Origin of the sequence: Mucilaginibacter sp. (assembly GCF_025362475.1) — a bacterium.
Classification (GTDB): Bacteria; Bacteroidota; Bacteroidia; order Sphingobacteriales; family Sphingobacteriaceae; genus Mucilaginibacter.
Genome location: NZ_JANYGH010000008.1, coordinates 65,410 through 89,471, shown reverse-complemented (window position 1 = coordinate 89,471; position 24,062 = coordinate 65,410). Strand labels below are relative to the sequence as shown.

Annotated in this window: 18 protein-coding genes; 14 read left to right on the top strand and 4 right to left on the bottom strand. The window is 40.0% G+C overall.

Annotated features, from left to right (window positions below):
* The first annotated feature begins 60 nt into the window (after window positions 1-60).
* The 13 genes from Q0R88_RS04140 (at window position 61) to Q0R88_RS04080 (ending at window position 17,181) form a co-directional block, all read left to right on the top strand.
* Window positions 61-2,868: an NPCBM/NEW2 domain-containing protein gene (locus tag Q0R88_RS04140; RefSeq protein WP_295712654.1), complete on the top strand. Its 2,808-nt coding sequence runs from the start codon at window positions 61-63 to the stop codon at window positions 2,866-2,868.
* Between the two features lie 118 nt (window positions 2,869-2,986).
* Complete coding sequence (locus Q0R88_RS04135; protein ID WP_295712651.1) at window positions 2,987-4,456, top strand: glycosyl hydrolase family 18 protein; 1,470 nt, start codon at window positions 2,987-2,989, stop codon at window positions 4,454-4,456.
* A 198-nt stretch (window positions 4,457-4,654) separates the two neighbouring features.
* On the top strand, window positions 4,655-6,454 hold the full coding sequence (locus Q0R88_RS04130) for a glycoside hydrolase family 36 protein (protein ID WP_295712648.1): 1,800 nt from the start codon (window positions 4,655-4,657) through the stop codon (window positions 6,452-6,454).
* Between the two features lie 260 nt (window positions 6,455-6,714).
* Complete coding sequence (locus Q0R88_RS04125) at window positions 6,715-7,542, top strand: glycoside hydrolase family 16 protein (protein WP_295712645.1); 828 nt, start codon at window positions 6,715-6,717, stop codon at window positions 7,540-7,542.
* A 108-nt stretch (window positions 7,543-7,650) separates the two neighbouring features.
* Window positions 7,651-8,631 carry a metallophosphoesterase gene (locus Q0R88_RS04120; RefSeq protein WP_295712642.1) on the top strand — a complete coding sequence of 327 codons (981 nt, stop codon included), beginning with the start codon at window positions 7,651-7,653 and terminating at the stop codon, window positions 8,629-8,631.
* 6 nt (window positions 8,632-8,637) lie between these two features.
* A complete protein-coding gene (locus tag Q0R88_RS04115) occupies window positions 8,638-10,674 on the top strand; it encodes a sugar-binding domain-containing protein (protein ID WP_295712639.1) in 2,037 nt (678 codons plus the stop codon).
* Window positions 10,675-10,891: 217 nt separating this feature from the next.
* Window positions 10,892-11,977, top strand: a complete 1,086-nt coding sequence (locus Q0R88_RS04110) for an electron transporter RnfD (protein ID WP_295712636.1) — start codon at window positions 10,892-10,894, stop codon at window positions 11,975-11,977.
* Window positions 11,978-12,027: 50 nt separating this feature from the next.
* Window positions 12,028-14,151 (top strand): GDSL-type esterase/lipase family protein, encoded by a 2,124-nt coding sequence (locus tag Q0R88_RS04105; protein ID WP_295712633.1) that lies wholly within the window; start codon window positions 12,028-12,030, stop codon window positions 14,149-14,151.
* A 103-nt stretch (window positions 14,152-14,254) separates the two neighbouring features.
* Window positions 14,255-14,440 (top strand): hypothetical protein, encoded by a 186-nt coding sequence (locus Q0R88_RS04100; RefSeq protein ID WP_295712630.1) that lies wholly within the window; start codon window positions 14,255-14,257, stop codon window positions 14,438-14,440.
* An 80-nt stretch (window positions 14,441-14,520) separates the two neighbouring features.
* A complete protein-coding gene (locus Q0R88_RS04095) occupies window positions 14,521-14,784 on the top strand; it encodes a hypothetical protein (RefSeq protein ID WP_295712627.1) in 264 nt (87 codons plus the stop codon).
* A 91-nt stretch (window positions 14,785-14,875) separates the two neighbouring features.
* The gene (locus Q0R88_RS04090) at window positions 14,876-16,507 is read left to right on the top strand and encodes an arylsulfatase (RefSeq protein ID WP_295712623.1); all 1,632 of its coding nucleotides are present in this window, start codon (window positions 14,876-14,878) and stop codon (window positions 16,505-16,507) included.
* A gap of 225 nt (window positions 16,508-16,732) precedes the next feature.
* Window positions 16,733-16,999, top strand: coding sequence for a hypothetical protein (locus tag Q0R88_RS04085; protein ID WP_295712620.1), 267 nt, complete (start codon window positions 16,733-16,735; stop codon window positions 16,997-16,999).
* Window positions 16,996-17,181 carry an FN3 associated domain-containing protein gene (locus Q0R88_RS04080; protein ID WP_295712618.1) on the top strand — a complete coding sequence of 62 codons (186 nt, stop codon included), beginning with the start codon at window positions 16,996-16,998 and terminating at the stop codon, window positions 17,179-17,181. The genes Q0R88_RS04085 and Q0R88_RS04080 overlap by 4 nt, the downstream gene beginning before the upstream one ends.
* A gap of 102 nt (window positions 17,182-17,283) precedes the next feature.
* On the opposite strand, the gene Q0R88_RS04075 is transcribed toward Q0R88_RS04080, so the two are convergent.
* Window positions 17,284-17,583 (bottom strand): alpha-N-acetylglucosaminidase TIM-barrel domain-containing protein, encoded by a 300-nt coding sequence (locus Q0R88_RS04075; RefSeq protein WP_295712616.1) that lies wholly within the window; start codon window positions 17,581-17,583, stop codon window positions 17,284-17,286.
* 381 nt (window positions 17,584-17,964) lie between these two features.
* On the opposite strand from Q0R88_RS04075, the gene Q0R88_RS04070 reads away from it, so the two are divergent.
* A complete protein-coding gene (locus Q0R88_RS04070) occupies window positions 17,965-18,420 on the top strand; it encodes a DUF1801 domain-containing protein (RefSeq protein ID WP_295712614.1) in 456 nt (151 codons plus the stop codon).
* Between the two features lie 58 nt (window positions 18,421-18,478).
* Here the strand turns inward: Q0R88_RS04070 and Q0R88_RS04065 are convergent, their stop codons facing one another.
* From Q0R88_RS04065 to Q0R88_RS04055, 3 genes are all read right to left on the bottom strand, one after another.
* Window positions 18,479-20,965 carry a mechanosensitive ion channel domain-containing protein gene (locus Q0R88_RS04065; protein ID WP_295712612.1) on the bottom strand — a complete coding sequence of 829 codons (2,487 nt, stop codon included), beginning with the start codon at window positions 20,963-20,965 and terminating at the stop codon, window positions 18,479-18,481.
* A gap of 166 nt (window positions 20,966-21,131) precedes the next feature.
* On the bottom strand, window positions 21,132-22,232 hold the full coding sequence (locus tag Q0R88_RS04060) for a PAS domain-containing sensor histidine kinase (protein ID WP_295712609.1): 1,101 nt from the start codon (window positions 22,230-22,232) through the stop codon (window positions 21,132-21,134).
* A gap of 114 nt (window positions 22,233-22,346) precedes the next feature.
* A complete protein-coding gene (locus tag Q0R88_RS04055) occupies window positions 22,347-23,930 on the bottom strand; it encodes an ATP-binding protein (protein WP_295712607.1) in 1,584 nt (527 codons plus the stop codon).
* Window positions 23,931-24,062 lie beyond the last annotated feature (132 nt).

The following is a 24,062-nucleotide window of genomic DNA, read 5'->3' as shown; positions in this document are numbered from 1 at the left end:
TATACCGGTAGTGCCTGAAATTTCAGGTGCTGCCGGTATCTATCCTGGAAAATTATCTATATGATCAAAAAATACGCTTTGCTATTGTTTATCGTGCTCATAAGTGAAAACTTAGCGAAGGCACAAGGGCAAAATTTCCCACTATCGGCATTAAATACAGATGTGCTTACACAACAAGTATTTTCGCCTGCTGTTAACCAATCCATGACGGGCCAGGGAATGAAAATTGGCGGTAAGGTTTTCAATGATGGAATAAGCGTGCATGCTCCTTTCTCCGGATTTCTTTATCTGGGTGGAAAAGGGCTGAGGTTTGTGGCCGATGTTGGGGTAGATGATAAAGAAAACCGTAACCTGAGCGCTAAAAACATTCAATCAATTGCCAATAGCGATGGAACACAAACCTATTATTTACTGCAAAAAGCCGGCGATAAAAAAATATTGGTAGGCATCGGTACCTCATTAAAAGAAATTTCACCTGGCAGTGTAGTTTTTATCCTTAAAGCAGATGGAAAGGAAATATGGAATAGCGGGGTAATAAAACAAGGTCAAAAAGCCGTACATGTTGATGTTGATATATCGGGTGTACAAACACTTGGTTTTTCGGTATCCGATGCTGGTGATGGTATTAGCGGTGATGTAGCGAACTGGGCAAATGCATCAGTTACTGTTAAACAATACTTTAAACCTACGCTGGTAGATGAAAATTATGCAGGTAACACCAAAAGCGTGCCTATGGCAAGCAAACAACTAACGTCAGCTTTGTTAAAGCTACCTGTTTACCATCCGGCAGTAACAAAAACAGACTGGCTGCTTAAACCACCTGCCGAAAAAGCTCAAATTTCGCGTTTTGATGAAAACCAGATTGTGATGAGCAACGGGCTGGTGAGCCGTACATTTTACCTTTCGGGAAATTTGGCGTGTACCAGCATAAAGAATTTAGTAAGCGGTGAGGAATATCTCCGGGACGTGGAGCCTGAGGCTAATTTGCTTATTGATAGTATAAATTATCCGGTTGGTGGGCTTACAGGGCAGGTAGATAAGGCTTACTTATTGCCGAAATGGCTTCCTAAGATGCGTCCGATACCAAATGCGTTTGTGTTAACCTCATTTGAAACAATTGATTTAAAACCACAGCTGTATTCTCCGGTAAAAAGATGGGAGGCAAGTAGCCAATGGCATTCTACAGGTAAAGAAGTAATATTTCATTATACACACCCTGCGCTGAAAAATATTTCAGTAAGTGTTCACTACCAGCTTTTTGATGGGTTACCGCTAATAGCTAAATGGCTCGAAATAACCAATAAGGGCGCGGCGAAAATTACTGTAAATCATTTCGAAAGTGAAATCATAGCTTATCATGAACCTTTGAACTCCCCTATGGCAGAGGGTGAATGGCTTAAACCAAATTTTTATATTGAAAATGAATACGCCTTTGGAGGATTTACATATGAAAGCTCAGATCAATCTATTTTCTGGCAAACCGATAAAACCTATACTTCACAGGCTGATTATAGCATGAGAACACCATGTGTAGTGAAAAGTATGCCTAAAATTGGCCCTCAGCAACAATTAGCCCAAAATGAAACGCTAAATACATTTCGTACATATGTGCTTGCACTTGATGGAACCGACCGGGAAAGAAATGGGCTTAGTCAACGTAAAATGTATCGCACGCTTGCGCCATGGGCTACCGAAAATCCTATATTCCTGCATCTTACTTCAACAGATCCCAAGGTAGTAAAGCAGGCTATAGATCAATGCAAGGCAACCGGTTATGAAATGGTGATCTTTAGTTTCGGGAGTGGCTTAAATATGGAAGACACCACAACAGCCAACCTCAACAAATTTAAAGAACTGACCAATTATGCGCATTCAAAAGGAATTGAAGTAGGCGGATATTCACTTTTTTCCAGCCGTAGTATAGATGCGGACAACGATGCAATTAACATTAATACTGGTAAGCCCGGCGGTACCAAATTTGGCAATGCGCCTTGTTTAGGCAGTAAATGGGGGATAGATTATCTCAAAAAACTCAACCACTTCTTTTCTTATACAGGCTTTGATATGTTAGAGCACGATGGTCCCTATCCTGGTGATTTTTGTGCTTCTATAAACCATCCGGGTCATAAAGGTTACGGCGATTCGCAATGGAATCAGTGGAAACAAAGCATAATATTTTATGAATCTCTTCGAGCTAAGGGGATTTATATGAACCTTCCTGATTTTTATTTTCTTTCAGGAAGTAACAAAACTGGTATTGGCTACAAAGAAGTTAACTGGTCACTTCCGCGCGAACAACAACTGGTTTTAGGACGTCAAAATAATTATGATGGCACTTGGACCCGCACGCCAAGTATGAACTGGACATTTGTACCGTTGGTTGAATACCATGGCGGGGGCAAAGCCGCTACGCTTGAGCCGCTCTCTGAACACCTGGATACCTATAAGGCACATATGGTTCAGAATTATGGTGCGGGTATACAGGCTTGTTACCGCGGTAACAGGTTATATGACACCGATGCCACCCGCAACCTGGTAACAGCTCAAATTACGCACTACAAGAAATACCGTGACATTTTGAATGCAGACATTGTTCATTTGCAACGCCCAACGGGAAGGGACTGGGATGGATTTATACATGTAGATCCACAGCTTAAACAGAAAGCTTATGCAATGTTTTTTAATCCGCTGGATACTGCTATTACCAGGGAAGTAAAGCTACCACTTTATTACACTGGTTTAAAAAATAACGCCAGCATAGCGGTTGAGGGTGATAGTCCGAAGCTTTTTAAACTTGATAATCAAGGTAATGTTACGTTGCAGGTTTCCATACCTGCAAACGGCAATACTTGGCTATTAGTTGAATAAAGAGGTAACCAGGTCGTTTTCTCCTTAAGAGATATGCGCCGATTTAATTTCTTTGATTCAAAAAAATGTCAATAGGATTGCCAGAACTGTTTTAAGAAACCATTAAAATCAAAATAAAATGAGAACAAACAAACTTTTCAATTGCGCAGTATTTAGCTGCATGGCTATTGCTGTACTTCTTTCTGGCGCATGCAAGAAAGACAAATCTATCCAGGCCCTTAATGAGTCGCTGACGATCGCAAAAAAAGGAAGCAACCTAAAGCTATCATCCCTACCCGGCGGCAAAAGGGTTTTTGCCTACTTTGCCGAGAACGATCATGATTATGGTAAATGGATAGATTCTACACATACGGATTTGATCACCGATATTTGCATTATTGGCGAGCTTTATGACAGCCAGGGCGTGTTACCTACAACCCCAAGTATTACCACGTTTATTACAAAGGCGCACCTAAAAGGCCTTCGTACTTTTATAGCTATAGGCGGTGCTTATACTTATGGAGCTACATTGCTGCAACCGGCAAACAGGCCTAATTATATTCATAATTTAGTTACCTATCTTGTAAGTAATAATTTTGACGGAATAGACCTTGACTATGAGGGAAGCCAGATCACCTCAAACTATAACGACTTCGTGGTGCAGTTATCTGATTCGCTTCAGGTGCACTCAAAGTTGTTATCGATGGCAATTGCCAGCTACCAAGGTAATTCGATCTCTACCGCTGCCTACGGACGGGTTGATTTCCTAAATCCTATGATTTATGATTATACGCATCCGGGAAGCCCTCAATCTCATGCTACTTTAGCCGAGTTTCAATCCGATGTGGATTTCTTTCTTACCAAAGTGCCCGCGGCCAAAATGAATGCCGGTATCCCGGCCTATGCATGGACCTATGTAAACAATCAGCCGACAAACCAGGTTGGATTTAATTCTGCTGTGGCAGTTAATGTTAATCTGGCCTTTGTGAACCATGCAACAATTTCCGCTACTGAACAATGGTTTTATGACGGGCATCCTGTTATCAGGAAGAAAATAGCATATGCGTTATCTAAAAACCTGGGAGGAGTTATGTTTTTTCATCTTACCTGCGATACAAAAGATGACCGCACTTCTTTACTGAAACTTATCAGCTATTGTTTTGCTAACCCTAATGGTTTTAATCCGGCTGACAAATATATACTTGCCAATACCAACAGTGGTAATATCATTTCTGTTTCGGGAGGTTCTTTAACAAATGGAGCTGCCGTTGTACAAGGTTCAGCCAGCCCTGCAAATGCAAACATGTGGAATATCAACTTTGTGAGCGGTGCTAACTTTAGTATTCTGAATGTGAACAGCGGTAAGGCACTTGATGTTACCGGTGCCTCAACTGCTAATAACGCCCCTCTGGCGCAATGGCCTTATGGTTCAGGTTTAAATCAAATGTATACCTTATCGCCGAATGATTTAGGTAATTATGTAATAACCAGTGTAAATAGCGGCAAGGCTATCGAAATATTAGGTAGTTCTACCGCGATTGGTGCATCTGTTGTTCAAAATCCGGCAAATGGTTCTTATAACCAGCAATGGGTATTGGAAAAACTATAAAACTTGTTACTAAAGAGAGTTTTGCACTTAAAACTCTCTTTAGTTTTTTTAATATTTAAGTTCACGTGACTCATGTTGTTAAATAATTCATTTATATTGAAAAGGAAATATTCTCCGGGCGTTTTTGCCGCATTGCTGTTGTTAACTTGCTTATTTTTTTACAAATCTGGTTACGGTCAAAAAAAAGATAATAGTTTTTTGACCGCTTTAAGAAAGGCGCCGGCCAAGGTTATTTTGTCTGATGGTTCCAGTGCTTCGTCGTTAATTGCTATTGAACGTAAATGGCAAGGCGATTTATGTGAACTATCCGTTAAAAACAATTCAACGTCGCCGGTGACTATTCGGGAAGTTGTTGTTTTCGATTTTCAACATCAGCTCCCAGATACTACTAAGTTGTATGGCGAAGGGTTCCAGAAACTTGGGCAAATGGGAGGAACGCTTGGCAAACCAGAAGATTGGGGTACATATACGGACCGCAACCATTACAAAATTCCGGAGCCAGAAGATATGCGTACCGCCTATGGCATGTTTACGCTACAGTTGCAAAATAACAACAGGGTGTTACTGGCCACCACTTCCTGCAATAAATTTATTTCCAGATTTTCTTTCGATGCAAAACGTCTTCGCATTTCTTTAGATTGCGAAAACCTTAAGTTACAGCCAGGTGAATCCTGGAATCTTGAAGAGTTTATGGCTATATCGGGAAATGACCGGGAAATACTTTATGACAGATTGACTGCAGCTATCGCCAAGCATCACCCGCGCTTAAAGCATGATCCTGTACCTATGGGTTGGTGTTCCTGGTATTGTTTCGGTCCCGGGGTTACGGCAAAAAATGTTGCCGATAACACAAATTGGATCGCCGGTAACCTGCCTCAACTAAAATATATACAAATTGATGATGGGTATCAGCCCTGGATGGGAGATTGGCTGGAAAAAGGTAAAGCATTCGGTGGCGATGTGGAAGAAGTACTAAAAGGAATTAAAGCCAAAGGGCTGGAGCCAGCTATTTGGGTTGCTCCATTTGTAGCCAGCCCAGAATCGGCGTTATTTAAAAATCATCCGGATTGGTTTGTCAAAGATGAAGCTGGGAAACCTCTTCGTTCAGATAAAGTGGGTTTTGGAGGCTGGCGTTTAGGTCCCTGGTACGTTCTGGATGGGACACATCCGGAGGTACAAAAGTATTTTACAGAACTTTTCCAAACGATGCGGCAAAAATGGGGCTGCACCTACTTTAAACTGGATGCAAACTATTGGGGAGCAATACATGGCGGCGTTCATTACGATAAAAAGGCTACCCGTATTGAGGCTTATCGTCGAGGTATGCAGGCAATACTAAAGGGGGCCGGTGATGCATTTATAGTAGGCTGTAATCATCCGGTTTGGGCTTCTTTAGGTTTAATTCATGGTTCACGGAGTTCTATGGATACTTGGCGTAAATGGGAATCATTTAGGAATATAGGTCGTGAAAATTTGCTCAGAGGATGGCAAAATGGAAGATTATGGTGGAATGATCCTGATTGTATCTTATTAACAGATGGTGGCGCTACCGATATAATGGATCAGGCAGGGAAAGCTGCGGATGTTAAAAATCAAACTCCGAAATTAAGCGAAAATGAATATCTGTTTCATGCGACCACAGTATATGCATCTGGAGGCATGTTATTAAGTGGTGATGATTTAACTAAGATTACACCGGCAAGATTGAAAATATTAAAAAAACTTATGCCTCCAACCGGAACTGCGGCAAGGTTTAAAAATGAAAAATTTGAAATTGGTATAACCCGTTTACGAAATCAAACAGTCTATTCTGTTTTTAATTGGGGCGATATGCCCGTAGAACGGCGGATAAAACTGCCTGAAGGTAAATATAAGCTCATCAACAAATGGACGGGAGAAAAGTTAGGCGTTTTTGAAAAAGAATATGTCATCAAATCACTGCTCCCACATAGTGCGCGCCTAATCATTTGCCAAAAAATAGGAATTACTGGTCAATAAAATGACATGGTTCTCTGCCAGTCTGTTAAGTTTTCGCAAAGAACTCAACAGATTGAGTTGGAACGTAATCTGTAACAAAATTTAAATAATGATAAAAATTTAGTCGAAGACCTTCACCTGAACCATATCTCCGGGATACAAGGGGAAGCATTGAGGGCTTCCCCTTTACCCCGGCTCTCTAAGTATTGGTTTGATGCCCGTTTAAAGCAAGTGAAATGTAAAAAACGGCATGTAAAACAAATCAGTGAAACAGGATTATTATGAATAAATTGAGGTGGACAATCGCTTTCGGCGCTATTTTATTTTCTTCTTGTAAAATATTGCATCGGGGAAGAGATGGTCATTACATCTATTTGCAAAAAGAAGGAAGGGTAAACAAAAAATGGGAATTGGTATGGAAAGATGAGTTTAACGGGGACGTTCTGGACAGTAATAAATGGAGCAAAATTGCGCCAGGGGCGGCCGACTGGAATAAACACATGAGTAGTTATACTGATTGTTATCAACAATCGGACGGAAAGCTGTACCTAAAAGGCATTAAAAACCCGGATACTTTAGCCGATCATAGGCCATACCTTACTGGGGGCGTTTATACTAAAGGCAAGTTTGCCTTTCAATATGGTAAAATTGAAATTCGCGCAAAGCTGGAATGCGCACAGGGTGCATGGCCGGCTATCTGGATGCTTGCTGAAAAAAACAAGTATGGCAAATATCCAATGAACGGGGAGATCGATATCATGGAGCATCTTAATAGAGATTCTATTATCTATCAAACCACTCATTCCTACTATACGCTTAATTTAAAGCAGGACAAGAATCCTCCCCATTTTGGAACAGCCAAACTGAATATAAATGATTTTAATGTATTTGGACTGGAATGGTACCCGGATAAATTAATATTTACATTAAACGGAAAAGAAACATTTACTTATCCGCGCAAACAGGATTCAGGCACCATTCAGTGGCCATACGACCAGCCCTTTTATATTATGATTGATCAGCAATTAGGTGGTAATTGGGTTGGGGAAATAGACCCAGGTCAATTACCTGTACAAATGACCGTAGATTGGGTGAAGGTTTATCAATAACGATATTTTCAATGATGAAATAATTATAGGTATTTAGAAATCAATGCAAACAAATACCCAAATTTTTAAAAAGTCCTGCTTTTTTAAACTATACTATAAGATATAAAAATGATAAACAGACGAAAATTTATAACCGGGATGCTAACTACTGGCGTTGCACTGCAAATCCCGCGTACAGCACTCGCCATGTTTCCGCCAAAAGCGAAGCAGATTAAAGCAGGGCTTATTACCGATTTGCATCATGACGTAATACATAACGGTAAAGACCGGTTACAGTCATTTTTAAGTTACATGAAAAAAATCAAGCCTGATTTTATCATGCAAATGGGCGACTTTGCCTATCCCAATGATAAGAACAAAGAACTTGTTGATGATTTTAATAACGCGCATCAGATAGCTTTACATATGATAGGTAACCACGATACCGACGCTGGATATACTAAAGAACAATGTGTTAATTCATGGAAAATGCCGGCAAGATATTACACCAAAGAAATCAATGGCGTGTGCTTTATAGTTTTGGATGGCAACGATAAAGGATCTCCCACGCGCAAAGGGGGGTATCCTTCTTATATTAACGACGAGCAAAAAGTATGGTTACAACAACAATTAAAACAAGTTAACAAACCCGTAGTTGTTTTTAGTCACCAGCCACTTGCCGGGGCTATAGCTATAGATAATGCAGAAGAAATTCAGGAAATATTAAGTGCATATTCTGATAAGGTATTAGTGGCCATGAACGGCCATTCACACATTGATAGCCAACTTTTTATAAAAAACATCAATTACGTTCATATCAATTCCGCCTCCTATTACTGGGTTGGGGATAAGCACAAACACTACAGTTATTCAGAAGAAATTCATCAATCTCATCCCTATATATGTTATACGTGTCCATATCAGGATGCCTTATTTACCACCCTAACCATTAGTCCTGCATCCGGCATGATACATATCGATGCGCGAAACAGCAATTGGGTAGGTCAATCGCCAGAACAATTAAATTATGTTGATGAAACAATGGGAGTTCCCGGCAAAGAAATTGTCCCACAAATAAGGAACCGAAAGATTGTTAACAACAAGAACTGAGTTAAAATGAAAAAAAAAATCAGCCTGATTACACTATTTTACTCCTTGCTACTTAGTAATACCCTTTTTGCCCAACGTGATACCATACCCATCAATAGTAATTGGAAATTTGCTATTGATATAAAGGGAGAAGGCATAGATAAGCATTGGTTCAGTAAAGAACTGACCAATGCCAAAACCGTAAACCTGCCCCACACCTGGAATATAGATGAAGCAACCCAAAATCATTACGGCTGGGGCTGGTACAGTTATACCTTGAAAGTGCCGGTTAATTGGAAAAACAAAAACGTAGTATTACAATTTGGCGCTGTAAACCATACCTCAAAAATTTATATTAACGGCAAAAAAGTTTTTGAAAACATAGGAGATGGATTTAACAGGTTCAGCATCAATCTTAATAATAAGCTTAAATATGGGGCTGAAAATAAGATCACGGTAGCGGTTAATAACGCCTATACAAAAAACAAGGTTCCGTTTGGCACATCTTTCGATTGGCCGAATGACGGGGGGATTATCAGAAAAGTTGCTTTGATTGTAAGTGGCAAACCCGCTGCGAATTATATTCATGTAGAACCTAAATTAGATTTAACAAATGATAGCGGGCACCTGAAAATAAAATTGGGTTTCGATCAGCAGTCGAACAATTTACGCTACGCTGTTGACGTCTCCGAAGAAAATCAACCTACGCATAATACAGTATATTCAAAAATAAACAACCCAATTTGGAAGGGCACCGAAGCCGTAACCGATATTGACCTTACCAAAGTAAACCCGTGGCACTTTGATTTTCCAAACCTTTACAAAGTGCGGGTAAAAGTGATGCTGAACAACAAAGCTGTTGATGTTGTTACTACCACTGTTGGCTTTAAAGACCTGAAAATGCAAAATGGCCAGATAATTTTAAATGGCGAGCCTGTAAAACTGATGGGTACAGAATGGACAGCTGGCTCCAACCCAAACTACGGCTTTGCCGAACCCGATTCGGAGATCATTCGCCATTGCAAATTACTAAAAGAGGTGAATACCATTTTCACCCGAATGCACTTTCAGCAAGATGAGGTGTTCTACGATTTTTGCGACCGTAACGGCATTTTAATACAACAGGAAATACCCCTTTGGGGGCCTGAAACACCGGCCAATAAAGACATTCTTAATATCGCCACCAAACAGCTGGAGCGCATGGTTAATAATCTTTATAATCATACCAGCATTTTTTCCTGGGCTGTGGGCAACGAATTGCGTGGGCGCGATAATGAAGTGAAGGCGATGATTGATAGCCTGATGAAACGTACCAGTGAGCTTGATCATACACGCATGAAGGCATATGTTAGCAACACTTTAACCAGCAGTTTTTCAAACCAGCCAAATTTTGTACCAGATGGCGCCAGCCAGGGCGATTATTTGATGATGAATGAATATGGCGGTAGCTGGTGGCAAGTACCAGTAGCCAAGATTAGCAGTTACCTTGATAGTATCCACGTTAGCTATCCTAACAAAACCCTTATTATTTCGGAGTTTGGTTTATGCGAGCCTAATTTTACAGGAGGTGACGAACGACGGATCAGGGACATGGTTTATCATATGGCGGTTTTTGAAAGCAAGCCATTTGTACAAGGGGCCATTTATTTTGATTTAACCGACTACCGCACCCATTACCCAGGCACCAGTGATACTACCAAATTTAAAAGAAGAATACATGGTGTTTATGACATGTATGGCAATCCAAAACCGTCTATGAAAGTGCTCCGCGAACTTTCTTCGCCGGTTGAAGTACAAGTGGCCAATGTCATAAACCCCACCAAAATGGCACCTATCCCGGTAACTATTTTTGGTAGCGTGGGCTTACCAGAACACATTTGCCGGGGCTATAAAATATATATGTCCAGCAGTACAAGTAATTACGCAATGCAAAAGCCACAGGAGCTTCCAACGTTGCACCCGGGAGAAAAGCTAAACCTTCAATTGGAGAAAAACTATACAGGTAAAGCAGTCATAACAGTTGTAAGGCCAAACGGTTACATCGCCACACAGCAAGAGCTCTAACATTATGATATAACAGATGAGAAAACAAAAAAGTGAAGGTTTTTAGGTGCTGTACAAATGACTGTTTCAATGCAAAAGCGCAAAGCCAGCGGCCCAGAATTATTGGGGGCTGATAATTTGAACTGACGAGATACGTCGTCACCCTTTGGATAGAACACAGCCCTTTAAACCACATCACCTACAATCTGAAAAAAAATTATACCAGAAGCAATAATAAATGAAACGATATTTAAGATTAGTTTTAATAAGTAGCTTGACGATTGCTGTCAAAAGTTATGGTCAGGTTCAGATCAAGGTTTCTAATATCAATATATCTTATGCCGGACGTACCAAGGTAGCGGAAGATTCCGTATCTCTTTACTGGCCGGGTTCTGCCGTCACCATTAATTTTAAGGGAACTGGATTAAATACGACCATGCAATCTTTTCGGGAGAAAGACTATTTCTATGCAATAGTTGACCGAGATCAAACTAAAATTATAAAGATAAGTTCCGACAGTACTAAAAAGAGGTTCATCGTGGCATCCGGATTAACTGATGCAATCCATTCGGTCGAAATTTATAAATTGACCAATAATACCTCCGAAACGAGGTTCTACGGATTTGAGATCGAAGGAAAAGGAAAGATTTTACCCCGGTCAAAAGCTCAGGTCCGTAAAATTGAGTTCTATGGTAATTCTATTACTGCCGGGAATGGTGTGGATGCGCCGGCAGGTGTCCAGAATCCGGGCGCACCAGAATATTTTAACAATTACTATACTTACGATGCGTTAACAGCGAGGCATTTCGGTGCTCAGTGTTCCTGCATTGCCCGGAGCGGTATTGGTGTTATGATAAGCGGTTTTCCTGAGATCATGCCAGACATATACGACCGCTTGGACCCAACAAATCCTCAAAGCAAATGGAACTTTTCGAATTACACGCCGGACATTGTTGTGGTAAATCTTTTTCAGTATGACTATTGGTTGGTTAAACTTCCCGAGAAGGCCCAGTTTAAAATAAGATTTGGTACTACCCCGCCCACTGATGAGTTTATAATTAAGTCGTATCAAAACTTCATATCAACCATCCGTAGCAAATACCCTCATGCCTCCATTATTTGTGTGCTGGGTAATATGAATGCAACAGAAGCCGGCTCAAATTGGCCTGGTTATATTTCTCAGGCAGTCAAAAATCTGAATGACCAAAATATACATACACTTTTTTTCCCTTTTAAAAACACACCCGGACACCCAAACCGCATCGAACAACAAACCATGGCGAAGGATCTTATTTCTTTTATAGATAAAAATATCAAATGGTGATCAGGTTGAAATAAATAGCGTTCAAAAATCAATAACTATGAAAACAGCATATGAAAACCAGGATTAGTGTAATCTTTCTACTATTTAGCATTATATCATTATCACTGTCAGCCCAAAAGATCAGAGTAGTTTGCGTAGGTAATAGCATAACTTACGGATTGGGTATTGCGAACCGGGAAAAAAATTCATACCCGGCACAATTACAAAATATGCTGGGTGATGATTACGAAGTAATGAATTTTGGCCATAGTGGAGCCACATTGTTAAAAAATACTACTAATCCCTATTGGAAAACGAAAGAGTACGTCGAAGCATTGGCCAGCCGTCCAAATATTGTGCTTATAAAACTGGGCACCAATGATAGCAAAGCACCCACCCGTCCTATGTACAATGAGTTTGAAAGCACTTATAAAGAATTGATTAATTCATTTAGCACTTTGCCTACCAAGCCGCGGGTTATCGTGTTATTGCCATTGCCCTCATTTTTTACTGACAGTAACCAAATTTACAACCCGGTGTTGATAAAAAACATTATCCCCATGACCCAACATGTGGCTTTTGAGCAAAAATTGGAGGTAATTAACCTATTTCCTTTGTTTATCGATAAACCAGACTTGCTGCCCGATGGAGTACACCCCACTTCTATCGGTGCAGGTATTATCGCATCGCGTATATATGAAGCAATCACTCAAAAGGGTGATAAGAAATTCGATATTTTTTCAAAAATAAAGGAAGAAAAACGCATCAGTAGTTTTTATGGTTTTGAATGTGCAAGCTTTACGTTTAAAGGCAGAGAGTGCAAAGTTGTTAAGCCCAAAATAGCTGCTCCCGGTAAGCCCTGGGTTTGGCGGGCAAGGTTTTGGGGGCATGAGCCTCAAACAGATATCTCCTTGTTAGAAAGAGGCTTTCATGTAGTGTATTGTGATGTGGCCGAGTTGTTTGGCAATGCAGACGCTATAGACTTATGGAACAAGTTTTACACGTTGACGCAGCAATGCGGCCTTGCCAAAAAGGCTGCCTTAGAAGGCATGAGCCGGGGAGGGGTTTATGTGTACAACTGGGCATTAGCCAATCCCGGTAATGTAGCCTGCGTATATGCCGATGCCCCGGTATTAGATCTGAAAAGTTGGCCCGGAGGTAAAGGAAAAAGTGCAGGTAGTAAAGAGGATTGGGAGATCTTTAAAAGAGACTACAACCTAACGGAAGAGCAGTCGATAAACTTTAAGGATAGCCCCTTAGATCATGCCGAAGATATTGCAAAATTGGGTTTCCCGATGTTGCATGTAGTGGGCGATGCCGATGATGTGGTACCTATTGCAGAAAATACCACGCTGTTCGAACAGCGTGTAAAAGCAGCAGGCGGAAACATAACAGTTATACATAAACCCGGTGTAAACCATCATCCGCACAGTTTACCAAACCCAACGCCTATCACCAATTTTATACTGTCAAACACCGGCTATAAAGTCAATTTTGCGGCCATACCTGCCGCCGGCAACGAGTATCGCGATGGCGCTGGCTGGACACCCGAAAAAGACTGGTGGGCACAGTTTGAAAACATTGATAGCCTACAGCTTGTAGAGAGAAAACTTGATATTTTATTTTTGGGCAATTCGATTACACAAGGAATCGGGGGACACAGAACTTATGTAACCTACAAACCGGGTCTAAAATCTTTTGACAGCGTATTTGTAAATCTGAGATGGGAATGTGCAGGTATTTCTGGTGATAGAACCCAAAACCTGCTTTGGCGCCTGCAAAATGGGAATTATGCTAAAGCTCAACCCAAGGTAATGGTAGTAACAGTTGGGGTAAACAATATTATAGCGGGCGATAGTCCGCAGGAAATTACAGAAGGGATTTTGTTGATTACAAAATGGGCAAAAAGAAATATGCCTCATACCAAATTACTCCTGTTAGGTCCCTTGCCTACCGGGTTAAAAAAAGATGACCCCAAAAGGAAAAGCTATGAGGAGATACACCAACTGCTGGCCAAAAGCCACCTGAAATCTGTTATTTATTTAAATCTGACTGATGGTTTCATATTACCGGATGGCAAGTTGGATTCAACTAAATATGGTACAGATGGCATTCACTTACTACCAGAAGGTTATAAAGCTTGGGCAAGTGCCATTGCGCCCATTATAAAAAAACTTTTAAAAGATAACCAATGAGTAAGACAGGACTTTTTAAAAACACTAAAAGCATGGAAATTTATTTAGGCATAGCGATTTTTTTTAGCTGTTTGAGCATTTTTTGTTTCACCCAAACCTATCAGTGGCACAACCCTGCCGAGCCAGCATCCCCGGTAGTGCATGGAAGGTATTGGCAAAAGGATTAAAGAAAACTTTCGATAGGTTACCCGCCCAGGTAGAAGCTTTGGTAAGCCCCGAACTATGGAGATTACCGCAAAACCAGGGGGATGTATTTCTTTCACCACAAATGCCGCTGATATTCGTGTAAGATAACTATGTAGAAAAAAGCTATATATAGCAGTAAATTCAAACTTTTGATGATGAGTAGGGTAGATTTATGTATTCGGGATGTTAACAATAATTGATCCGGCCAATGACCCATCTGTTGCCCAAGTTATTTGGGAGAGACGACGAGAACGAAGGATCGGGTTATTTGCCGATAGTTTCCGCCTTAATGATTTAAAGCGATGGAATAAAGGAACTTATCTTAACAATTACCCGTTAGGCGTTTTGTTAAAAATGCTGATTATGGCAATGAACTTACCCTTGATGGAGGTTTGGCTACCGGTTATGTTAAATACTTTAACGATCCTGCTACAGGCTGAACGATAAATATTATTTAGAGCCGCTACCCCTACAGGAACTTCTTATCAATATTAACCTAAAACAAAATCCGGTCAAATAGAATGCATTAAAACAAATTATGAAACCAGAAGACGATAAAAATAAAATCTCCCGCAAAGATGCGGTCAGGCGGCTTGGAGCTTTTGCAATGTTTCCGTTAGCCATATCTCCGATAGGGAATTTCAAAGATGATTGGGATGAAAACCCTGTAACTGCATCTGTACGAAAATCAAATAAAGGTATAAAAAGCCCGAATATACTGTTTATCATGGACGACCAGCATCGGGGCGATTATCTGGGTTGCGCCGGAGCGTCCTGGATCAAGACACCCAACATTGATGCGTTGGCAAAAGAGGGCGCAAGATTTGCCAATTTTTACTGTGCAGTTCCGTCGTGTACGCCTGCGCGTACCAGTTTGCTTACAGGCCTTAGCCCATGGAACCACGGCATGCTGGGGTATATGAATAATATTGCGCAATACTATAAGCTTACCATGCCGCAGTTTTTTTCGGAAATGGGTTACGAAACTATTGTAACGGGAAAAAACCATTTCGGGCCGCCGCGAAATACCCAGGGCTATAAAACCATTAATTTGGAAGAAGGGTGGTATTCCAAAAATAAAAATGGCTTTATCTGCGATTATGAAGCATGGTTTAAAAGAGTTGCTCCCGAGAAAGACATCAATGCAACACATTTAAGCTATAATGATAACCGTGGGGGTATCCCTTTTCCGTATCCCGATGAACTGCATGCTACACACTGGACGGCCAACAGAGCTATTGATTTTTTAAAGAAAAGTGTATCAGAAAGCCCGTGGCTATTAAAACTTTCTTTTCAACGTCCGCATCCACCGTTCGATCCGCCAAAGCGCTGGATGGATTATTACGAAAGTATTGATATTCCTGTGCCACATGTAAGCCAATGGGCTAAAGAAAAATATAAAGATAAAACTGTCTCGATGGAGCAAATGCCTGAGGCATCTTCGGCTATTTTTCCCGAGAAAGAAATAAAGTCGTCGCGTGCTGCCTATGCAGGCTCTATTTCTTTTGTGGACGAACAAATAGGAAGGGTAATAAAAACATTGAAAGAAACAGGGCAATATGAAAATACATTCATACTTTTTTGCTCGGATCACGGAGAAATGTTGGGCGACCAATATATGTGGCGCAAAACCAGACCTTACGAGCCTTCGGCCAAGGTTCCGTTGGTGGTTAGGTGGCCTGCCGGTATTGGCAACTTTCATTACAAACGCGGGCAAACAAAGAACGAGTTGGTAGAGTTAAGAGACATATTCCCCACATTTGCGGATGTTTGCAATTTTACCCTTCCATCCAAAATAGACGGCGAAAGCATTTTGAAAATATTGAACGGAACTGGCAATTGGAGAACAACTTTGTGCTTAGAGCATAGCCTGTGTTATGAGCCGGATAATGCGTGGGTAGCCATAAGGGACTTCCGTTACAAATATATATATTATACATTGACAGGTCTTGAGCAACTATACGATTTGCAACAGGACACTTATGAATTGAATAATATTGTATCCGATCCGTCGGTAACTACTATTTATAAAAACCTGTATGACGCGCTTGCGTCAGAACTTATAGTTCGTGGAGAAAACTGGGTAAAAGATGGCAAGCTGCAAATTCAGAAAAAATCTATTTTGATGGGAGATAATTTTCCGCATTACACACCTAATCAGGCATATTAAAAAAAATTTGCTTTTTTATCAAACCGGAATTAATTAGAGATGAAGGAAGGAGAAGGTCACGTTTTTATAGAAATGGCTGTAGACAGAATACGCTTATTGATTTTTAAACGGATGTTTAATCAACACATTAATCTGGTTCAAAATAAGGTAAAATGTCATTTTACTCATATTGTATATCGTTGACATGGCATTGTAATAACACAAATTAATTTCTAACAGAGCAAAATGAAAAAAATAATTATTCTATCAGCATTAATGGCCCTGCTTTATGTGAATGCAAATGTGCAGAGCGATGCTATAAAACCGCAAAATACAATTGCAGTAGCACCAACTGATAGCAAAGCTACCATTGCTACCATAGGGGCTTATTATTACCGCACAAGACCGCCTCAGCTGGAGTTTGCCGGAGATATTAACGGTTCAGTAACCATATCGCCAAAAAAGAGGAGTTTGATTCGAAACAACGCGGACAAGGTGCTACGGCAAACTTGAACAGAGGAACCGAAGTTTATTATATAACATATGGAACTGAGCCTGATGCCACATCAAAAAAATATACAGGCTCTGTACAGATTGCTACAGGGGAGGTAAAAGACGTAGCTATCGCTAAAAAAGAAAAGGGGCCGGTTGCAAAAGAAACATTCGGTATTGTAAAAAAGATTGGAAATTATTAGATGCAGATAGCGAAATAGATACCCATACAAAAACGATGGCTTTTTATGCCGACAACCAGATTTACCGGTGTGCTGATTCAACTACAGTACCACATCAAATTACTATAGATTTTGGCGCTGCGCTTCCTGGTCTGTAATAGACAATGGCATTGTTACACCCTTAAGCGCCATCCAGTCGATCAAATGTTCCCAGTCCTCCCATTTCCACCAGTGCATGGTATACCCAAATGTGCAATAGTTTAAAAAGAACCGGTTGGGCACGCTTGCTTCCCGAAAATCATTCGCAATAGCACAAATTGAACGGTATATGGCATCAGGATTCCATCCCTCTTTAAATTCGAGCCGTTCTGATTCAACAGAACGGACGTTTGATAAATCTTCAATATTGACGTGTAATGGCATGTTGTAAAAATAAGGAGGAATGCCATAGTATCGAGTTAAAATTTAATTCTTCATTTTAAAGCCCACGCGATAAATCTTCTATAGTAGTGTTACTTATTTGTTACTTTTTGAATGTAACTAATTGTAATACAGTTGTAAATTCAATTCCTGCCATTATATTATGATAGCTTAAATGGCAAAGGTAAGTGCAATTGCGGGTTTCTGAAGATATATATAGATAAAGATGATATTGCTATAGGTAACAGGCTTTAATATAAGTACATCGTTACTAAATGCTATAGTCTCTAAGTTTGAATGATGAACCATTGAAAACAAGAAAAAGTACTTTCGAAGAATTGGTGGATGACTAAAAATAAAGCGAAATTTGAAAAGCCAAAGTAAATGATCCTTAATTCAATATTTCATATGAACGTACAGGAACAAATCAACGAGTATATTACCAGCCAACCTGAACCAAAGCGCAATGAAATGCAAGAGTTGCACCATCGCACACTTCAAGTAATACCAGGTTGTAAATTATGGTTCGATAACGGTAAAAACAGCGAAGGTAAAACTGTTAGTAACCCCAATATAGGCTATGGATTATACACCATAAAATATGCTGACGGAAAGACCAGGGATTTTTTTCAAATTGGTTTGAGCGCAAACACCGTCGGGATCTCTGTCTATATCATGGGTATCAAAGATAAGACGTACTTACCCCAAACATATGGAAAAGCAATAGGCAAGGCGAGCGTAACCGGGTATTGCATTAAGTTTAAAACGCTAAAAGATATAAACATTGATATACTTGAAGCGGCCATACGCTATGGGGTTGAGGCAACGAATGAAAATTAAATTTCAAACGGAGCCAAACCCTAAATGCAATAACCAGGTACTTACTTCATTTGAGCCGTTACTTCTCTGTAGCAGGCGTATCGCCCGGAATTAAAGGCTCCCTGGGTTTATCTTCCTGCGGAGTATTACCCGGGAAATTTAAAAGGAACTCATTTTTGCCCTGTGGTATTTCTATGCCTTCTTTAGCAAATTCAATGTATATAGCACGCATTACGTTGCTTTTTAAACTTAGCCATTTTGTAATTTCCGCAGCCCAGAACCATACTCTGAATTCAACGGCGGTATCACTAAAATTATATAGAAAAACCGATGCCGCGGGAGTGCTCATGATATCGTCATGGCTCTGGATAATGGTTTTAAGTATATTTTCAACCTTCACCACATCTGATCCGTAAGTAACACGAATAATAAGCTCTACACGGCGGTTATTATTGGTTAAGGTCCAGTTTACCACGTGGTGCGATATCAAGTCGCCATTGGGTACAATAAGCTCCGATCCATCGCCACACTCTATTTTACTTGACCGGATACCTATTTCCTTAATGGTACCAGATTTACCGCTTACTTCAATAATATCACCCACCTGCACCGGTTTTTCAAACGCCAGTATAATGCCCGATACCAGGTTATTTACTATGTTTTGCAAGCCAAAACCAATACCTACTCCTAATGCGCCAATAATAATGGTTACCCTATCCATAGGTATGCCTGCTGCAGTTATGGCTACAAAAAAACCTACAACAAAAACAGTTAGCCTGATGAGTAATATAGATGATCTTGTTTTTTTAGCCTGCGGGGTAAGTTTAGTTTGCTGGCCGGCAAAATCATAAAAATAACTAATGATTCGTGCTAAAAGACCCGAGATCCAGATCACAATAATAAATACCAGCACACTACGGAAGGTGAAAGCAGTACTGCTAAATTTATAAGGATGATTTAAAAAATCATTAACCTGATCATATAAATAATCGTCGATCGCCAGGTTTTTAGTTAAAGCAACCAACCACAATATAGCGGTGATTTTAACCAGGATGCTTTTGGATTTCTTTTGCAATACCTTAAAATCAATAAATGAAGTGATGTCGGTATTATTATCCTTGTTTTTATTGGCTTCTAATTGTAAAAACAAACTTTCCATCAATATCTGCACAAGCAGATAAAATCCCATTGCTAAACAAAGGTTTAAGGTTGCGGTAGTACCCACTATTTTAGCCAGACTAAACCTTCCTAATATGTTTAATAAAACAGAAAGTCCGTGCAAGCCAATAAATACTTTTAAAATAACTGCCATGTAAGGAGGGTATTTATCGGCAGCGTTTTTTAAGGTTTTTAAAAATTTAAACGAGTAATAAATGATAAATCCGGATATCAACAGCAAAACGATCCTGTCAACATAGGTTATCAATATCAGTAAGCTACTTAAACAGAAAAATAAAGCGGCAATAAACAGTATCTGCCAAAAGTTGAATAAAGGTTTAGGCCAGTTGTCTTTTATTAAAAGACCAATGCTGCCCATCATGATCAAAAGCATTGTATTTGCAAACACTTGTGCCGGATGATCATAAAAGTATGGCGATAGTATGCTGAAAACTGTTAAGGCAGATAGATATGGGTGCTTTATGATGTAATGCGTTTGCTCAAATATGCTTGCATGCCCTTCATTAAGCCGGGCGATTTTTCTTTTGCTGGTATATATCCATGTAAAAAAGGCAATGAGTAGCAACACGCTTGCAAAATGTGCCCAATAATTTGATTTACTGGTGAAAAAATACTTGTATAGCCGTGAATTTAATTTGTAGGTTTTAACAACCGCGGTATCTAACCTGGCAGTTTTGCCGTGTTCATTCATCTCCCATATAAAACCATATTCATTATCCATGGCTTTAATGGTAAACTCGTGTATTTTCAGGTCGATCCGGTCATCAAGGTCAATCACTAATACCGACAGTGAAGATACCCTGTTTTGTAAAAGCCCTATCCTGATAACTGATTTTTGCGTGGCCTTGTCCAGGGTTTTCCATTTAGCATCTAAAATCTGTACCTGGCTAAAAAACTTGTCCCGTAAACTACTATCGGCAGGAGCCGTGCGCAGCGCCGTATCTGTTTTAAATTCAGATATCTGATCGCGCATTTTATCAAGTTGGTCATTGTATATCGTGAGCTGATCTTCCCAATCACCCAATTGGTCTTTTAGGTGATCAATCATACTGCGGATAGTTACCAGGTTGCCCAGCGTACTGGAGGAGTTTATGGTATTGCGCATTAAAGCCATCCTCTTTTCTAAGGATGGTAAGCGTTCGCTGATATCTAAAGTATCAAAACCGCGAGACAGATCGGAATTGGTTTCTACATATGCGGTGGTATAATCCTCAATTTTACCAAGCAGGATATTTACTGAGCCATTGGCGTTTTTAAAGGAACGGATCACGGAATCCCTGTGCAAAACCTTTTGTCGTAAAGAGTCTCTTATTGATAAATGGCCCTTTTTCTTTTTGACCTGGGCAGAACAATCCTGGGTTAGGGTTGAGGCTTGTATTAAAATCAAAAAAATACAAATGACTTTAAATATATTTCGCATCCGTTATTGGGTGTGTTAGTTGTTGATAAAGCTAAATTAATGAATGCATTTAGCTTTGCTATAAAAAAATTAAACCATCCACTTTGCAAATGGTTGGCTGTGCTGTTAATTAAATAAGTTATTAACGCCAGGGTTACCTGAACGGATATATTGGAAGAGTGAAATAAAAACAAGTTCCATTTTCAGTTTCGTTTTCATTTTCTTCTACCCCGATAAGTCCGCCGTGCCTGATGATGATTTCGGCGCTTAAAAATAAGCCGATGCCAAATCCTGGGATGTTTTTTGGCGTGGAGGAGGCCCGGTAAAATTTTTTAAATACTTTATGATGTTCGCTTTTGGGTAAACCAATGCCGTAATCTTTAACCTGCACTTTAATCTCGTTGTTGTAGGTTCCTATGGATACTTCTACATCTTTACACTCCGGAGAATATTTAACGGCATTATTAATAAGGTTGGTTAAAACTTGCCCAATGCGGTATCTATCGGCAAATACCAGGCTATCAATATTGGTAGTTAGTACCTGTATCCTGTAGTCAGGATTAATGAGCATGGTGTTTCCTGCTATTTCCTCACCAAGCGCGTTTAAATCAAAATAATCTTTGGCTAAACGGATTTGATTGGAATACAGGTTAATCGGGTCGGCCATTTCATTTAATAACCTTGTAATGCGCTCAACGGAACCTAAGGCTCTTTTAGCTACCTGGCTTATCTTTTCGTTACCAACGCTGGCAATAAACCGATCCAACAGTTGCAAGTAACCCTTAACTGCCGAAAGTGGCGTTTTAAGCTCGTGTGTGGTTACGTTAAACAATTCGTCCCTTAACAACTCCAAATCCTTCTTTTCGGTAATATCAACCATGGTTCCAATAATGCGGACAGGTACCGCTCCTTCAAAAAGAACAGTGCCTTTGGCATCAATCCAATGGATACTTTGGTCGGCATGTCTAACACGGTACTGTAAACTATAAATACCATCTGTTGATTGTGTGGCTTTTATAATTTCGTCGGGCATTAAAGGTCTGTCTTCGGGCAATATGCATTCCAGCAGTTTATCATAGTCCAATACATCGTTTATGGAAATACCAATATTGGTTTTACATTTTGAAGTGCAGTTTAATGCATAGTTACTGAGGTTAAGCTCCCAAAAACCTAACTGTACCTGATCAAGCGCTATCTTAAAATGATCCTGGGTTACTTGAATGGAGTGTTCCTGGTAGGCTAAAGCTAAAGGCATAGGTATCGGAAATTGGAGAAAGAGGAAGTTTGGAAAACAAGGTACGTAATTACTGTTGTATTGATTGTCATAATTTTAAGCCCCTGGGGCAAACAGTGTTTTATCAATTGATGATTACGAAATTAGGGGTAAACTAAAACTGAAGCTGCTTCCTTTCCCTGTTTCGCTTTCTACGGCGAAACTTCCCTGGTGTTTTTTTATAATCTCAGATGCGATGTACAGCCCAAGGCCAACGCCCTGGTAAAGCATTGATATTTTACTTACCCGGTAAAAACGCTGAAATAATTGCCCCATATCCTCTTTTGCAATTCCTATTCCAAAGTCTTTTACAGTAACCACAATGTGCCCAGCAGTAATTTTAGCTGTTACAATTACCTTATTAGCCTCCGGCGAATATTTTATTGCATTTTTAAGGAGATTGATCAAAACCTGTTCTATTTTAAATTGATCGCCGGTATAAGGCATATCAACCGAGTTTTCAAGGAGGATTTCATGGTTTGTGGAAACCATCTGTTGTACCTTGGAAATACTATTGGTAAGCGCGTCAGAAAAATTAAACTTAGAAATGTCCAGTTCTATTTTCCCCGCGTTTATCCGGGTTACATCCAGCAAATCTTCTATTAATCTTTCCAGGCGTTTAATGCTATTGTTGGCGTTTAAAATAAAGGCATACGTTTTGTCGGTTTTGTCGGCGGTTTTTTCCAGTAGTTGATTAATGGCTTTTATATTAGTCAATGGCGTTTTAAATTCATGACTTACCATGTTAAAGAACTCATTTTTCTTTGCTTCGGCCGCGGCCTGTTGTTCTTTTTCCTGTTTCTGAATTTGTACTTCTCTATTGGCTATAATTAACTCTGCCGCACGTTTCCCTTTTTCTTCATCCTGGAAGCCCAGTTCTTTAAGTGCTATGATTAATTCGGCAGCCCGTTTTTCTTTTTCTTCATCCTGAAAATCAAGCTCAATATTAGCCAATATCAACTCGGCCGCGCGCTTCCCTTTTTCCTGGGTTTGAAATACGAGCTCCTTGTTTGCAATGCCTAATTCTGCGGCCCTTTTTTCTTTTTCCTGATTTTGAAAAATGAGTTCTGCATTGGCTATTGCCAGTTCTGCGGCCCTTTTTTCTTTTTCCTGGTTTTGAAAAATGAGTTCCCCATTGGCTATTACCAGCTCGGCAGCCCGTTTCTCTTTTTCTAAATTTTGAAAAATGAGTTCCGCATTGGCTATTACCAACTCGGCAGCCCGTTTCTCTTTTTCTAAATTTTGAAAAATGAGTTCGGTGTTTGCTATTATTAACTCGGCGGCGCGTTTTTCTTTCTCCTGGTTTTGGAATATCAGCTCGGTGTTGGCCAATATCAGTTCGGCAGCACGTTTTTCCCTTTCCTCGTTTTGTAGACTGAGTTGAGCATAGGCGATAATCAATTCAGCGGCGCGTTTTTCTTTCTCTTCGTTTTGAAAATCCAGCTCCCCGTTTGCCTTAATTAATTCTGCCGCACGTTTAAGTTTTTCTTCGTTTTGGAAATCAAGCTCGATGTTGGCAACAATTAACTCCGCTTCGCGCTTTCCCTTTTCTTTATTTTGAATTAACAGCAGGCTGTTAGCATGGCTTAATTGGGCAGCAAGCTTTTCTTTTTCCTGATTTTGAATAACCAACTCTCTATTTGCAATAATTAATTGGTCTGATAGATTCATTTTGTCCATAATACGGCTTGACAATTATCATTTTTAAGTGGGTATATCATAACCGTCCGAACGGCAGATCTACACAATTATCGTAAGCTGATTTTGAGTTGCTAAGCTTAAAAAAACCGGATTAGTACAAAAGAATAAAAA